The organism is Ruegeria sp. HKCCD3925 (assembly GCF_057221175.1).
Map to the genome: position 1 here is coordinate 236782 of NZ_JBWVBI010000006.1, position 14043 is coordinate 250824.

Below are 14043 nucleotides of genomic sequence, written 5' to 3' on the forward strand. Positions count from 1 at the left end.
GGGTGAACTCCCGGACTACCTAATGGCCCCTGTGCTCAGTTGATCTGCAAGTTGATCAAACACCAACCTGATCCTTCGCGCAGTATGTAATTCCGAGTGCGTCGCCAGCCAAATCGGGAACTTAAACGGGTCTCGGTCGGGTAGCACGCGCTCCACACCTGGTGTCAAGGCAGCCACGTCATCCGACATTACACTGATGCCAAACCCTTGGCGCACCAGCTCCCAGGATACAATTCCGCTTTGCGAGCCAATCCGGAAACTCTTTCGAGTGACCTTAACACCCGCCGGATCGAGAAAACCGATCATCGTGTCAATGTCGCCAAACCCCACGAAATCCAACTTTGCGAGCTCGTTTTCATTTTTCGGCCTTCCCAACTGATCAAGGTACGCAGGTGCTGCGTAAAAATGTGCCGTCGCCTCGGCAACAAGCTTTGCGGTCAGATCTGGTTGCGTCGGGCGTACATGTCGGATGGCGATATCAGCCTCACGTCTCTGTATGTCTCGTAAGTCATTGGCAGCAACGACGTCGATCTCAAGACGCGGTGCTGCAAGTCGGATCTTTTTCAGTATAGGCGGCAGCTGATAGGCAGACATCACATCTGACGCGGTGATCCTGACTTGCCCTTCGACAGTTTGCGACTGGCTTGTAGCAGTAAGGGAGATCCTGTGCGCGACATCCGCCATTTCTCTGACATGCAACAAAAGCTCGGCGCCAGCGGTCGTTAGACTAAGCGATTTACCAACTCTTTCAAACAGGGTGATCCCAAGCGCCAATTCCAGCGCCGCAACCTGACGACCGACAGTAGGTTGAGTTTGCTCGAGAACGCGCGCCGCTGCGGAAAACGAGCCTTCTTCAGCCGTCGCAAGAAAGGTCCGTACCTGATTCCAGTCGAAATTGATGGCATTCCAGTTCATGCATTTATGCATAACACTTCTGCGAATTATGGCAATTTAGTAAATTTGTGTATGGATGTATGGGATGCGACAACAAACTTGAAAGAGAGTAATAAAATGGCTGCTTTGTCCAAAGATGCCGCGTTCTGGAGCAGAATCTCGCGAAAGTATGCGGCGGACCCAATCCGGAACATGGAAGGGTATCTGAACACACTCGAACGTACGAAGTCGCACCTAAAAGCAGAAGACAGTGTACTGGAAATCGGTTGCGGGACGGGTTCAACCGCGCTGCTGCTTGCACCGCATGTCAACCATATCACCGCCTCGGATCTCGCTCCGGGCATGATCGAGATTGCCAACGAGAAGCGTGCTAAAGAAGGATTGGAGAATGTCACTTTCAAGGTGGCCGAAGTTCTCGAGCACGATCCTGTTGAAGGTGGTTACGATGCGGTTCTGGCGCATAACCTGCTTCATCTCCTGCCTGATTTGGATCAAGCGCTAGAGCATATTGCCAAATTGACAAAATCCGGTGGTGTTTTCATATCCAAAACGGTGTGCGCGCCTGAGAATGGTGGGTTCAAGTATGCGATGATCAGTCGTGTCGCGATACCTATCATGCAGTTTTTTGGGAAAGCCCCGTTTGTGAATTTCGTGTCTATGTCGATGCTTGATAGGAAAATTGAGCGCGCAGGCTTTGAAATCCTGGATACTTCCGATCAAGCCTCGATGCTCCAGAGTCGTTATGTTGTCGCGCAAAAACCTTGAATCTACCCTTCTTGTATCTTCGTTGCTAAGGCGATCTCTACGTCTTAATATCTGCCACCTGTTAGTCTCGAATGTACGAATGTATTTTGAGTTTATTTCCACCACACAATCTCTCTAGCAACCCCAATACGACCGACTGTGCACCACATTCAAATCATGGAGAAACACAAAAAGCTAACATTGGAACTGCAGGAACAGCCCAAATAGGAAGCCAGGATCAGTAATTTCTGTTTGGATATTGGATGAACGCAGTAAGGCGAAAATGGAAAGTTTCTGTCGCTGGCGGCAGAACTATGTGGCGCCTCAGCTAATGGTTCTTCATCGTAACAGAGCAGCCCGATGGCTACCGCTGGTCTCAGGTTCAAAGGGAATACGGGAAGAGCCCATACATTTGGATGCTGCAGAGCGGCCGAATGGCCACGAACCTACTTTTTGAGGACCTAAGCAGTCAAAGAACTCAATTCAGAATATCAGCGATTGCTCCTAGCAAGTTCAGCACTTCATGCGTCTCACGATTAATTTCGTAAACATAATCTCCGGCACGCACGTAATATCCGTTGCGCCGTAGTCCCCAACGGCTGGGATCATCAATGCGGACATACCCATCATAGATGTAATCGCCACGTCGATATTTCTTTGCCTGTCCAGGCGGTACGCACGGGATTGCCTTTTTTGCCAAGCCCGGCGGACAATGTCCGGATTTGGATTTCACATGGATCGGCGAGGTAGCGCCGGTTCCGCTAACGTGCCCCGTGCTAAGGCTCCACAAGCTGATACTGGCGTTCGCAAATGACGCGCCTTGCACGGTCAGTGCCACCGCCAGAATCCCAACAATCTTTTTCATTCCCAGCGCCTTTTTCAGCTTCTTAGCCTAGATATGATCTTGAATGGGCCTTGGCGAGTTCATAAGCGAAGAGTCGCTTTCCGATGCAGCAGTTTGTTCACGAGCTGAAATCATCGGCTGCGATTGTCATCGCAAATTCAACTAAAGCACCAAAACGGGAAGTTCTTCCTCCACCTGGTCGCCCGCCTATTCGTTTGTCTTTATTTCGCGAACAACATTAACTGAACGTGAACAATGTATTCTCAGAGTGTTCAAACAGTCTCAGGCATAGTGATGGTGTTGGATCATTCGGGACGTTGTTCCATTTGATCGCTGACAAGGGGAAACGCATGATCAAGTCTGCCTTTGTGACTGAAGAGTCCAGCACAACAGCTGTGATGCAAACCTCCGGCAAAATCGCCGAAGAACGTTTGCCAACCACGACCAAATCGAGCAGTGGTCGCTTCCCTCCTATCGAAAATGCATTAACACAGATCGTCAAAAACAAGCGGCTTTCCGAGGCACATAACAACGTCTGAAGGCAGTTCAGCAGACCCCCAAACAATTCCCGGTATTCGTCCTAGATATTGGAATTGAAAACTAAATCCCGCTCCAGTTTTGGGGCGGGGTTTCTTTATTAAGCCTTAGGGAAAAAGGGCGTAGCCTTTGATATGCAAAAGTATCCGGCCAGCCGCTACCCATCCTGTGAAGCCTTTGGCTGACCCGGGTTTCAGTACTTCCGTGAGTGGTCAGTACTGAGGGTTGATTGACGCAGAGAGCTGTTGTCTTTCGTTACAGACCCAACAGCGCCTTTACCTCATGTTCAACGGCGTCGGTCACGGGCTTGTTTGCGGCCGCTTCCAGGGCTTCTCGCTCGGTCAATTCCTGTTCCTCGACCTGGTCAGCCAGTTCTTGCACCTGTTCAGTCGCTTCTTCGTATTCGACGGCAGCCTGACGTTCATCGTTCAGGTCCTGCGCTGCTTCGATCGAAGAGTCCAAATCAGCGCGGGCTTCATCCAATTGCTCCTCAATCTCTGGGTCTGTTCCCCCTGCGTCTTCCAGCGCTTGTTCGAGATCCTCGACGCGTTCCTGATTTTCCTGGACTTCACCCAACGCGGCTTCGAGGTCTTCTTCAATCTCAGGAACAGTCCGCTCCGGTGGCTCCAAGCCAGCGAGCTCTTCCAATTGTTCCTCAAGCTCTTCGCGCAAGGGTTCTCCGGCCAACACAGTATCTCGATAATTGGCAATTCGGCCTACGCGGGAATTGGGCGCTGCATTTTCTAATGCAGTTGCGCTGGCGTTGGCGGCATTGAGCGCCCCTAACTCAGACGGGTGGGCACCAAGAAGTGCCGCCATCTTGTTCCCCTTTTCCCTGACCGCTGGGCGAATGGACTCTTCGACAATTACTGTTTTCGAAGGCTTCTTGTACGTCCTGGGCTTTTGTTTGCTTCCGCTGGTGGTCGAGCGTTTTCCAGATGTGGCAACCGTTCTCGACTTGCCTTTGCCGCTAAAGATATCCTTCAAGGAAAAACGACCGCCCTTGCCCAAAGCAGAGCGCGAAGATATTGTCTTGGATTTCCCGGTGTTTCGGCCACCAAAACTTTTGTCGGCACCTTTCTTTCCGCCTTTGTTACCGGCGAAACTGTGGTCACCACGATCTCCGCTGGCAGAGTTCCCCTTGCCACCGCTATTGCCTTTTCCGCCGCCGTTGCCTCCACCGTTTCCTTTATCGCCGCCTTTGCCGTTGCCTGGACCGTTACCCTTTCCACCGCCATTGCCTTTGCCCTCCTTTGCAAATGCAATATCCGGCACCGCAACGGTGGCTACGATGGCTGTAGATCCCAACAACGCGATTGCCAGGGTCGATGCTTTTAGCAGTCTCAAACTGGTGATTTTCATATCGACCTCCTCGGTGGAAATCAGCGGGTATCAGTTTTCTGAAACAACTCGCTATGTTCAATAGTCTCGATTCACGCACGAATCCCCAATGCTTCTTGCCATTTAACTTGAGGGTGCTTGAACGCAGGGCTAACTGCTTGTTCATCATCGGTTCATGTCGAAAGACGTAGTCTCTAGCCGCGAAATACGAGGACTTTCATGCGCGCGAAGGTGATCTTGGTGGTTGCAAGCCTGCTTGTTGCTTTGCCTTTTGGGGAAGCGGCTGCCCAGACACGCGAGCTCAAGCAAGGTGAACTGCGCAAAGCGACCCTGACCGGGGACACCATTCGTTTGAAACGGGTTATCAAAGGTGTCGAAAAAGCCTATGGCGGCACCCCTGTCGATGCACGAGCGTTTCAGTCCGATCAGATTTACTATCGCATTCTTGTCAAAAAGCCTGATGGAAAAATTGTCAGTGTCATTGTGAATGCCCAGTCCGGTACAGTCGTTTCCAATCGATCCAGTGTTGGGCGTCAAATATCGAAAGCAGCCCGTTCGAACCCCGCCAACGCCAACAACAGCCGCGACACCAACAGCAATCGTGGAGCTTCTGCGAGCCGTGGAAACAAAGGCAACAGCGGTGGCAATGGCAATGCTGGTGGAAACGGCGGTGGCAACGGCGGCGGCAATGGCAACGGCGGCGGCAATGGCAACGGCGGCGGCAATGGAGGTGGAAATGGTGGTGGAAACGGCGGAGGTAATAGCGGTGGTAACGGCGGCGGCAACTCTGGCGGGAACGGCAAGGGCAACGGTAAAAAATAGGGCTTAAATCAAAGCCCTTGTGACTGTAGTTTTTGAATATGAGAGTACTTCTGGCCGAAGATGAACCGCAGCTATGCGAGCAGATTAAGAAACTTCTTAGCGCAGAAGGCCGCGTGGTAGATGTGGCCAAGAATGGTACTGACGCCCTGCACCTGGGTGCGACCGAACCTTACGACATGATCATCCTCGACATCGGGTTGCCGGAACGCGACGGTATTTCTGTCCTGCGCGAATGGCGCAGCGCGGGCGTCAAGACACCTGTGTTGATCCTCACCGCCCGCGATGGGTGGAGCGAGCGCGTGGATGGTCTTGATGCAGGTGCTGATGACTACATGACCAAGCCATTTCACATGCCCGAGCTGGCCGCTCGTGTACGGGCCATCTTGCGCCGACAAAGCGGTCAGTTGAACCCGGTTATCGAAATGGGGGACGTTATGCTCGATACGCGAAACGGTCGCGTCAGCGTGAGCGGCATTCCTGTTGATCTGACGGCGCAAGAGATCGCAGTTCTGACATACCTTGCCCACAACATGGGACGCATGGTGTCACGTACCGAGTTGTCAGAGCATATCTATGAATATGACGGTGACAGGGATTCGAACACCATTGCCGTCTTCATAACCCGGCTGCGAAAGAAACTGGGCTCTGACCTTATTACAACGGTCAGAGGACGCGGCTATATGATCGATACGGCCTGATGTTATCGCTGCGCCAACGCGCTTTGCTTGGCGGCCTTGCGACAGGCGCGCTTTCTGTCGGCGTCGGAACGTTGATTGTGTTTTCGTACATCAACACACGTGTTCTGGAACAATTCGACCAGACGCTACGTGACCGGCACACCCAACTCGTTGTCGGTTTGAGCGCAACGACGCATAACCCTGAGGCATTGCGCGAACTGATATTCGATCCAGCCTATGGAACGCCGTATTCAGGCAGATACTGGCAGGTTACCGATGGAAACGGGGCTACATTCACATCAGCCTCGCTCTTTGACGAGACAATTTCCGAACCTGTACGTGTGAGCGAAGAGGCAATCGTTTGGAACACCACAGGTCCGGACAGCGAAGCCGTTCGTAGCGCATATCAGAGAATCACATTCGAAGACGGAACTGAGTGGGGCGTAACGGTCGCCGAAAGCAGGCGAGAGCTGATAAGCGAACGCAGAGCCGCGCAAAACAACTTGCTACCGGTTTTTGGATTGGTTGGTTTGATTGGAGTTGCCGGTTCGTTGTTGTTGATGTCAGCAATTATTGGCCCACTCAAAAAACTGCGCGCAGATGTGGTGCATCGCTGGGACAAGGGAGATGACTTGATTCCGGAAGATTACCCAGAAGAGGTTTCGCCGCTTGTTGAGGACCTAAATAAATTGCTGCACAGGAATCGTGAAATTGTGTCTGGTTCTCGGCGACAAGCTGCGGATCTGGCACATGCGCTCAAAACACCGACGGCAATTCTCAGAAATGAACTGGCGACTTTGTCGGACGCGGGTGCAGATATCGAATCTGCAGATGACGCGTTAAATCGAATTGATGCTCAGCTAAAGCGCTCACTTGCGCGTATGCGTGCGTCGAACACCGCAGAACTTACGCATTCACGAACTGACCTTACCAATTCCGTCAACAGGTTATCCAGACTGTTTTCGGTCATGGCAGAACGCGAAGGAAAATCTCTGACGACAGATTGTGAGGATGGGATTCAGGTTCGAATGGATACTCAGGACATCGAAGAGGTGATTGGAAACCTTCTCGACAACGCGCTTAAGTGGTGTCGGACAACAATTCACATCGCCGCAAAGCGTGTAGAGGGCGGCGTTCAAATATGCATTGAAGATGACGGACCTGGAATTCCTGAGAGCGCACGTGAAGGGGTGTTGCGTTCGGGAGGTCGTTTAGACACTTCTGTCAGTGGTACCGGTTTGGGTTTAGCAATATCAGTTGACTTGTTGAACGCCTACGGCAGTAAGCTGACACTGAATACATCCGTAAGCCTCGGCGGATTGGCATGCTGCATGCTTATATTAACGTCAACATAACCAGACCCGGTTAGCAGCGGCCCTTGTTTCAGCTCAATCGAAGGGCAGCTAATTCCTGCATTGCGATCGTCCCAAAATACATCTCGAATTTGGGGCTTACACAACCAATGGATGATCTTCGGCGTCAAAACAGACCCTGAAGACCACTGAATCGGATTGATTTGAAGCGATCCCTGGTTGTGCGTTCAGCTCCCCTGCGTAACAATTATCGCAATCAGGCAAAGCTGTGAATGTCCGGGATTGCGTACTGCAGACCTCAGCCATTTCGAATAAATGAAATCCGAAGTCTGCAGATGTTGCCTGACCCGGACCTACCGAGGTCAGCGCGCGAACCCCTACTTCAGCCCCAAATGTGGGCTAAAATCAAGCAGCGGCGATCTGGCGAGCCTTTTCGACCATCACTTCGGCCTGGCGGATCGAGGCATAGTCGATCAGACGACCATCCAGAGACACCGCACCTTTGCCTGCGGTCTCGGCCTCGGCCATAGCAACAAGGATACGCTGCGCCTTGGTGACTTCGGCATCGCTGGGTGACATGACCTCGTTCGCCAGAGCGATCTGGCTGGGATGGATGGCCCATTTGCCTTCGCAGCCCAACACCGCCGCCCTTTTGGCAGCTGCCTTATAGCCTTCAGGATCATGGAAATCACCGAACGGACCATCAATCGGACGCAGACCGTTGGCACGGGCGGCGACAACCATACGGGCGAGCGCGTAGTGCCACATATCGCCCCAATGGGTCGCGCGCGCAGCATCGCCATCCGGGTCGGTCAGAACCGAATAGTCGGGGTTCACACCACCGATGATCGTGGTCCGCGCGCGGGTCGAGGCTGCATAGTCCGCCACACCGAAGTGCAGGCTCTCATTGCGGTTCGAGGCCGCCGCGATTTCGCTGACATTCTGCATGCCCAGAGCGGTCTCGATGATGTGCTCGAACCCGATGCGTTTCTTGTAACCCATCGCGTCTTCGATCTGCGTGACCATCATATCGACGGCATAGACATCTGCTGCTGTGCCGACCTTGGGGATCATGATCAGGTCCAGCCGCGCACCGGCTTGTTCGACTACATCCACAACGTCGCGATACATGTAATGCGTATCCAGCCCGTTGATGCGCACCGACATTGTCTTGCTGCCCCAGTCGATATCGTTCAGGGCTTGAATGATGTTTTTGCGGGCCTGCTCTTTTTCATCCGGGGCTACCGCGTCTTCGAGATCAAGGAAGATCACGTCCACATCCGAGTTCGCGGCTTTTTCGAACATGCCGGGCTGGCTGCCCGGCACGGCGAGTTCGCTGCGGTTCAGGCGCGCGGAGGCCTGTTCGATGGCATAAAAGCTCATGGGTTTTGCTCCTTTGAAGAAGGGTGCGTCAGATCACGCGGTCACGGGGTGGGCGACCAGCGAAGAAGTCGCCCAGATTGTCCAGCACGCGAAAGCCCATGGCTTCGCGCGATTCTTTTGTTGCGCTGCCCAGATGCGGCAGCATCACCAAGTTGTCGCATTGCAACAGGTCAGGGTTGATGCGCGGCTCGCCGTCGAACACATCCAGCGCAGCGCCGCCGATCGTGTCGAACATCAGCGACTGTACCAAAGCACGCTCGTCCACCACCTCACCGCGCGCGGTGTTGATCAGGAAGGCGTCGGGTTTCATCAAGTCCAGCCTGCGCCCGTTGATCAGATGCCAGTTCGCGGCCCCGCCGGGGCAATGCAGCGAGACGAAATCGCACTGCGGTAACAGATCGTCCACTGTCTCGACCTGCGTGGCGTTGAATTGCTTCAGTACGTCTGGCGACACGGTGCTACGGTTCTGTACGAGAATTTTCATGCCGAAACCGTGATGAGCGCGGCGGGCCATTTCCTGACCGATGCGGCCAAAGCCGATGATGCCCAGCGTCTTGCCGCTGACCTTGGTGCCGACCAAATGGGTCGGACGCCAGCCGGTCCAGCCGCCTGCGCGCAGCTCGCGCTCGCCCTCACCGGCACGACGGGCGACCATCAGAAGCAGGGTCATGGCCAGATCGGCGGTGCATTCAGACAGAACATCGGGCGTGTTGGTGACCGTCATACCCAGATCACGGGCCGCCGGTTCACAGATATGACTGTACCCGACGCCGTAATTGGCCAAAATCTTGGTCTGAGCTGCGGTCACGTCCAGCGCCTCGGCGCTAAGCGTGTCGGTGACGGTGGGCAGAACCGCGTCGTATGTCTTCAACGCGTCGCGGAGTTCAGCCGGGGACATCGGATTGTCCCCGGTATTCAGCACGGCGTTGTAGTTTTCGGCCAGTTGCGCCTCGACGGCGGCAGGCCAGCGACGGGTGACAAGGACCGAAGGTTTGACCATCACGCGGCCTTTCCCATGACACGGGCGATAGTCTCGCCGATCACCGCGGGGTTTTCAGCAACCGTCACACCAGCCGCTGACAGGATTTCCACCTTCTCGCTGGCGCTTTCTCCAAAGGCCGAGATGATTGCACCAGCATGGCCCATGGTCCGGCCCTTGGGCGCGGTCAGGCCCGCGACATAGGCCACAACAGGCTTGGTGACGTGGTCACGGATGTATTCTGCCGCCTCAGCTTCCTGAGGGCCGCCGATCTCGCCGATCATGGCGATGACCTCGGTGTCTTCGTCCTGTTCGAACCGCTCAAGGATATCGCGGAAGGACGAGCCGTTGATCGGATCACCGCCGATGCCGACGCTGGTCGAGACACCGATGCCGCGCTCTTTCAACTGCGCTGCGGCCTCGTAACCCAGCGTGCCCGAACGTCCGATGATGCCCACAGTGCCCGGCAGATAGATATGGCCCGGCATGATGCCCAGCAGCGCCTTACCGGGGCTGATGGTACCGGCACAGTTCGGACCGGTCAGCACCATGCGCTTGTCCTTAGGGTAGCGGTACATGTAGCGTTTTACGCGGATCATGTCCTGCGCGGGGATACCGTCGGTGATGCAGACGCAATAGCGAATACCGGCATCTGCGGCCTCCATGATCGAATCCGCCGCGAACGGAGGGGGCACGAAGACAAGGCTAGCCTCGGCGCCAGTGGCCTCAACCGCCTGTTTGACGGTGTCGAATACGGGTACGCCTTCGACGGTCTCTCCGCCTTTGCCGGGAACAACGCCGCCAACGACGTTGGTGCCATATTGCACCATATCCTTGGTATGCAGGCGCGCCATGCGTCCGGTGATGCCCTGAACGATGACGCGGGTGTCGCGGTCCAGAAGAATGCTCATTACACAGCCCTCATCTTGGTGTTTTGGGACAGATCGTTGCGCCATGCACCCACAGCGCGTTCAGCGGCTTCCATAAGGGTTGTCGCTCGGATGATTGGCAGGCCCGATTTGGCCAGGATTTTCTGACCTTCCTCGACATTGGTACCCGCCAGACGCACGATGACCGGCAGGTCGATTTCCAACTCGCGCAGCGCCTGTACTACGCCCTCGGCCACCCAGTCACAGCGGTTGATGCCTGCGAAGATATTGACCAGCACCGCCTGAACGTTGTCATCGGACAGTACCAGTCGGAACGCCTTGGCCACCCGCTCGGGCGAGGCACCGCCACCGATGTCCAGAAAGTTCGCAGGTTCACCCCCAGCCAGCTTGATGGTGTCCATCGTGGCCATGGCTAAACCGGCACCGTTCACGATACAGCCGATATTGCCGTCCAGTCCGACATAAGACAGTCCGCGATCCGCCGCGCGGCTTTCGCGCGGGTCTTCCTGACTTTTGTCGCGCAATTCAGCAACCTGCGGATGGCGAAACAGAGCATTGTCGTCAAAGCTCATCTTCGCGTCCAATGCCAGCACACGGTCGTCACCAGTGATGACCAGCGGGTTGATCTCGACCATAGTCGCGTCCAGCTCGCTGAACGCAGCATAGCAACCCTGCAGGGTACGGACCATGTGCTGAATTAGGCGAGGTTCCAGCCCCAGATTAAACGCTATTTCGCGGGCCTGAAACTCCTGCAATCCAACGGCAGGTTCAACGATTGAGCGGACGATACTGTCGGGGCGCTCAGATGAGATTTCTTCGATCTCCATCCCACCTTCCGAAGAGGCCACGATCATCACCCGCTGACTGGACCGATCCAGCACAAAGCCCAGATAAATCTCGCGATCAATCGGTACGGCGGCCTCCACATAGACGCGGTAAATGCCTTTGCCCTCGGGGCCGGTCTGGTGCGTCACCAGCTTGCGGCCAAACATCTCGTCACAAGCCTCGTATATTTCGCTTTCCGAGTTGCACAGCTTTACACCACCGGCCTTTCCACGCCCGCCGGCATGGACTTGCGCCTTAATGACCCACTTGTCACCACCCAACTCACGCGCGCGATATGCCGCTTGCTCGGGGCTGTAGGCCAAAGCCCCCGAAGGGACCTCGACGCCGAAATTCGAAAGAAGTTCTTTCGCCTGATATTCATGGATATCCATCTGCATTCCCTCCCGTTATGCAGCGATAGATGTGCCGTAGCGACTTTCCAAAAGTGCTTCGATGGCTTCGAAATCAACCGAGCCGCCCATCTCGCGGATGGCCTGGGCGAACAGCCTGACGATGCGACTGACCGATTGGTGGGTTAGCTGGTTCAGGATGCCGATACGGACTTGAACCGGGGCGCTGAGCGTGGGCCAGATGCCAAAGCCACGGGCGCGGCAGTTCTGTACCAACTCCATCTCACGACCCGCCAGCTCTGCGGGCAGGTTCAGCACCACAAGGCTGGGCATGTCCGATGTGACCTGGCAACCCATCGCGGTGACGGCGTCGCGCAGGACGGCCTCATGCGTGCGATAGGAATGCGCACGTTTGGCCAATCCCTCCTGCAAAGTCAGGCGTAGCGATTCATGGAAGGCGGCGACCGCATAGCCCGAATGGGTACGGTGATAGGTGCCCTTTTCCACGTTTTGCCCGTCAACGATGCCCCAGTGGCGTGCTTCGAAAATCGGGTTGTGGACGTATGTATAGGCGCCGGAGGTCTTCAGCGCGTCGATATAGGCGTCGGTGAAGCTGACCGGCGCATAGGTCAGCGGTAGGCAGCACAGCCCTTTTTGCGGGCACGAGGCCCATCCCGCGACACCCGGATAGTCATCGATGCGGAAATCCGCGATACCCAACGACGATACGGCATCGATCAAACCCATCACATCGTGGCGTTCACAGGCATCCGAGAAGCCACGCAGGTCGTTGACCCGACCTGACCCGGTTTCCCAATGCGCCATGAAGGCCCACTTCGGTTTGTGCGTGGCCAACACCTCTTCGACCATCTCGCCTGTGACGGGCTGGCCGTGGGGAATTTCAATAACGGCGACACTCGCGGCTTGTGGGTCCAGAGGGTTGGTCGCGTGCTCTTCCGGTGTTGCAGCCTTGATCCGCAGAGTCATCGCATCGATGCCCGAGAAGGTGCCATTGGTGAAGGCCACAACCTTATCACCCGGCATCACCGCCGAGAACATGGTGTCCAGCCCACTCCATCCGGTGCCAGCAACCGCGAAGGTATGGGTGTTGGCGGTGCCCCAGATCTGACGCAGCATGTGCTTGCATTCGATCATGCCACGCAGCACGTCGCTCTGCATGTGGTCGGCAACGCCGGCGCTGGCAAACGCCTGCAAAACACGTGCGTCGGTGTTTCCCGGTCCTGGGCCAGCGGCCAGCGTCTCGGGGATGTCGAGCGTTGGATAGATCTGAAACGTCATGTGCTCCTCCTATGCGTCGGGTGTGTTCGATACCGCCGATCGCCTTGACCCAGAGGAAAACTGAAACTTGCGCCGGGGCGCAACGTAACTTACTACAGCTTTAGCATATCTTGTTAGGTGGGTATTAACCTACCCATTTTGGTAAATATGCCAATGTATACTGAAAGCATCCCCACCAAAATGGGTAGGTTTAGATAAAACCAGACGGGAAAACAATGTCCGACACATCTCAACGCCCCATTGATGTCATGCTGGCCAACAACAACCCTTTGGTGCTGTCGGCCATGTCCGAGATCTTCGAGCGCGACCCGCGATTCTCTCTGGTGGCCACTTCAGCGACCGCCGAGGGATTTCTGGGCACAGTCATGCGGGTGCCGGTTCAGGTGGGGATCGTGTCCTGGGAACTTCCTGCTTTGGGCGCGGCAAAACTGATTGAGGTTCTGCGCGAACAGACCAACGCGCCACGCTTTGTGGTCTATGGGGACGAGGCTGGGGACGTACCGCGTCAGGCTATGCAGGCCGGGGCCGCAGGGTTCGCGCCGCGTTCGGGCGAGGTCGAAGGCTTGCTGGAAACCTGTGTCGATGTCGCTAAGGGCAAAATGGTATTTCCCTATATCGACGTGCGCAAAATGCATCAAAACCCGTTGCAGACTTTGTCGCGCAAAGAACTCGCTATCCTTGAGGCGCTGGCGCAGGGCATGTCTAACAAGGAATTGTCGAAAGAGCTGCAGATTTCGACCAACACGGTAAAGTTCCATCTGTCGAACATTTACGACAAGCTGTCGATCAAGAACCGCGCGCAGGCGATTGCCTTCTATTACGCTTCAAAACTGGAAAACGGAAACTCGTGAACTGCGAAGCTCAGATAATCGGAGATTTCTAGAAAGAAGCGTCCGCAGGTTTTGTGATACTGGCGACATTCTCGCGCGTTAGGGCTGCAGCCTGCAGAAATATCAAATAGCCATTGCAATACCCGTTGAAACCAAGATAACCCGCGAAACAGATTCCCGTCTGCAGCCCCCTCTTGATTGTGGCGGCGATCTCGTGCTCAGGCTGCTGTCGGCGGTTATAACGCGTTGAGTTCTCAAATCCATGATTGTGATACCCCGCACCTTCGGCTCTTAGGATTAGAGCAGTCAGGATGT

15 protein-coding genes are annotated in these 14043 nt (G+C 55.2%); 7 read left to right on the forward strand and 8 right to left on the reverse strand.

The genetic code is table 11. The features are described 5' to 3' along the window. Positions 1-15: 15 nt before the first annotated feature. A complete protein-coding gene (locus tag AC2TEM_RS16275; RefSeq protein ID WP_170424800.1) occupies positions 16-915 on the reverse strand; it encodes a LysR family transcriptional regulator in 900 nt (299 codons plus the stop codon). Positions 916-966: 51 nt separating this feature from the next. Between AC2TEM_RS16275 and AC2TEM_RS16280 the strand changes: the two genes are divergently transcribed. Next, positions 967-1659: a class I SAM-dependent methyltransferase gene (locus AC2TEM_RS16280; protein ID WP_480459945.1), complete on the forward strand. Its 693-nt coding sequence runs from the start codon at positions 967-969 to the stop codon at positions 1657-1659. A gap of 457 nt (positions 1660-2116) precedes the next feature. Here the strand turns inward: AC2TEM_RS16280 and AC2TEM_RS16285 are convergent, their stop codons facing one another. Beyond that, on the reverse strand, positions 2117-2503 hold the full coding sequence (locus AC2TEM_RS16285) for an excinuclease ABC subunit A (protein ID WP_480790553.1): 387 nt from the start codon (positions 2501-2503) through the stop codon (positions 2117-2119). A gap of 329 nt (positions 2504-2832) precedes the next feature. On the opposite strand from AC2TEM_RS16285, the gene AC2TEM_RS16290 reads away from it, so the two are divergent. Next, the gene (locus AC2TEM_RS16290) at positions 2833-3021 is read left to right on the forward strand and encodes a hypothetical protein (protein ID WP_170424798.1); all 189 of its coding nucleotides are present in this window, start codon (positions 2833-2835) and stop codon (positions 3019-3021) included. Positions 3022-3274: 253 nt separating this feature from the next. On the opposite strand, the gene AC2TEM_RS16295 is transcribed toward AC2TEM_RS16290, so the two are convergent. Beyond that, entirely contained in the window at positions 3275-3838 is a 564-nt protein-coding gene (locus AC2TEM_RS16295) for a coiled-coil domain-containing protein (RefSeq protein WP_170424796.1), read from the reverse strand. A 31-nt stretch (positions 3839-3869) separates the two neighbouring features. On the opposite strand from AC2TEM_RS16295, the gene AC2TEM_RS16300 reads away from it, so the two are divergent. From AC2TEM_RS16300 to AC2TEM_RS16315, 4 genes are all read left to right on the forward strand, one after another. Further along, entirely contained in the window at positions 3870-4445 is a 576-nt protein-coding gene (locus AC2TEM_RS16300; protein ID WP_480856316.1) for a hypothetical protein, read from the forward strand. A gap of 134 nt (positions 4446-4579) precedes the next feature. After that, positions 4580-5182, forward strand: coding sequence for a PepSY domain-containing protein (locus AC2TEM_RS16305; protein WP_480454317.1), 603 nt, complete (start codon positions 4580-4582; stop codon positions 5180-5182). Between the two features lie 38 nt (positions 5183-5220). Then, entirely contained in the window at positions 5221-5880 is a 660-nt protein-coding gene (locus AC2TEM_RS16310; RefSeq protein WP_170424792.1) for a response regulator transcription factor, read from the forward strand. Beyond that, a complete protein-coding gene (locus AC2TEM_RS16315; RefSeq protein ID WP_170424790.1) occupies positions 5880-7214 on the forward strand; it encodes a sensor histidine kinase in 1335 nt (444 codons plus the stop codon). Before AC2TEM_RS16310 ends, AC2TEM_RS16315 begins: the two co-directional genes overlap by 1 nt. A 363-nt stretch (positions 7215-7577) precedes the next feature. Here AC2TEM_RS16315 and AC2TEM_RS16320 read toward each other — a convergent pair whose 3' ends face one another. From AC2TEM_RS16320 to AC2TEM_RS16340, 5 genes are read right to left on the reverse strand one after another with little or no spacing between them, the layout of a single operon-like run. Continuing rightward, positions 7578-8555 (reverse strand): HpcH/HpaI aldolase/citrate lyase family protein, encoded by a 978-nt coding sequence (locus AC2TEM_RS16320; RefSeq protein ID WP_170424788.1) that lies wholly within the window; start codon positions 8553-8555, stop codon positions 7578-7580. 28 nt (positions 8556-8583) lie between these two features. Further along, entirely contained in the window at positions 8584-9555 is a 972-nt protein-coding gene (locus AC2TEM_RS16325; protein WP_170425289.1) for a 2-hydroxyacid dehydrogenase, read from the reverse strand. Beyond that, on the reverse strand, positions 9555-10445 hold the full coding sequence (gene sucD / locus AC2TEM_RS16330; RefSeq protein ID WP_170424786.1) for a succinate--CoA ligase subunit alpha: 891 nt from the start codon (positions 10443-10445) through the stop codon (positions 9555-9557). Before sucD ends, AC2TEM_RS16325 begins: the two co-directional genes overlap by 1 nt. Next, positions 10445-11641 (reverse strand): malate--CoA ligase subunit beta, encoded by a 1197-nt coding sequence (locus AC2TEM_RS16335; protein WP_170396612.1) that lies wholly within the window; start codon positions 11639-11641, stop codon positions 10445-10447. Before AC2TEM_RS16335 ends, sucD begins: the two co-directional genes overlap by 1 nt. 15 nt (positions 11642-11656) lie before the next feature. Further along, the gene (locus AC2TEM_RS16340; protein WP_170408423.1) at positions 11657-12898 is read right to left on the reverse strand and encodes an alanine--glyoxylate aminotransferase family protein; all 1242 of its coding nucleotides are present in this window, start codon (positions 12896-12898) and stop codon (positions 11657-11659) included. Positions 12899-13113: 215 nt separating this feature from the next. Here AC2TEM_RS16340 and AC2TEM_RS16345 point away from each other — a divergent pair, with 215 nt between their 5' ends. Beyond that, entirely contained in the window at positions 13114-13749 is a 636-nt protein-coding gene (locus tag AC2TEM_RS16345; protein ID WP_480790552.1) for a LuxR C-terminal-related transcriptional regulator, read from the forward strand. Positions 13750-14043: the final 294 nt, after the last annotated feature.

Excerpts from the sequence above, each read along its gene's own strand:
- AC2TEM_RS16320 (WP_170424788.1), bottom strand. The coding sequence starts at position 8,555 with ATGAGCTTTTATGCCATCGAACAGGCCTCCGCGCGCCTGAACCGCAGC.
- AC2TEM_RS16345 (WP_480790552.1), top strand. The coding sequence starts at position 13,114 with ATGTCCGACACATCTCAACGCCCCATTGATGTCATGCTGGCCAACAAC.
- AC2TEM_RS16290 (WP_170424798.1), top strand. The coding sequence starts at position 2,833 with ATGATCAAGTCTGCCTTTGTGACTGAAGAGTCCAGCACAACAGCTGTG.
- AC2TEM_RS16335 (WP_170396612.1), bottom strand. The coding sequence starts at position 11,641 with ATGGATATCCATGAATATCAGGCGAAAGAACTTCTTTCGAATTTCGGC.
- AC2TEM_RS16285 (WP_480790553.1), bottom strand. The coding sequence starts at position 2,503 with ATGAAAAAGATTGTTGGGATTCTGGCGGTGGCACTGACCGTGCAAGGC.
- AC2TEM_RS16300 (WP_480856316.1), top strand. The coding sequence starts at position 3,870 with ATGGACTCTTCGACAATTACTGTTTTCGAAGGCTTCTTGTACGTCCTG.
- AC2TEM_RS16275 (WP_170424800.1), bottom strand. The coding sequence starts at position 915 with ATGAACTGGAATGCCATCAATTTCGACTGGAATCAGGTACGGACCTTT.
- sucD (WP_170424786.1), bottom strand. The coding sequence starts at position 10,445 with ATGAGCATTCTTCTGGACCGCGACACCCGCGTCATCGTTCAGGGCATC.
- AC2TEM_RS16295 (WP_170424796.1), bottom strand. The coding sequence starts at position 3,838 with ATGGCGGCACTTCTTGGTGCCCACCCGTCTGAGTTAGGGGCGCTCAAT.
- AC2TEM_RS16315 (WP_170424790.1), top strand. The coding sequence starts at position 5,880 with ATGTTATCGCTGCGCCAACGCGCTTTGCTTGGCGGCCTTGCGACAGGC.
- AC2TEM_RS16325 (WP_170425289.1), bottom strand. The coding sequence starts at position 9,555 with ATGGTCAAACCTTCGGTCCTTGTCACCCGTCGCTGGCCTGCCGCCGTC.
- AC2TEM_RS16305 (WP_480454317.1), top strand. The coding sequence starts at position 4,580 with ATGCGCGCGAAGGTGATCTTGGTGGTTGCAAGCCTGCTTGTTGCTTTG.
- AC2TEM_RS16310 (WP_170424792.1), top strand. The coding sequence starts at position 5,221 with ATGAGAGTACTTCTGGCCGAAGATGAACCGCAGCTATGCGAGCAGATT.
- AC2TEM_RS16280 (WP_480459945.1), top strand. The coding sequence starts at position 967 with ATGGATGTATGGGATGCGACAACAAACTTGAAAGAGAGTAATAAAATG.
- AC2TEM_RS16340 (WP_170408423.1), bottom strand. The coding sequence starts at position 12,898 with ATGACGTTTCAGATCTATCCAACGCTCGACATCCCCGAGACGCTGGCC.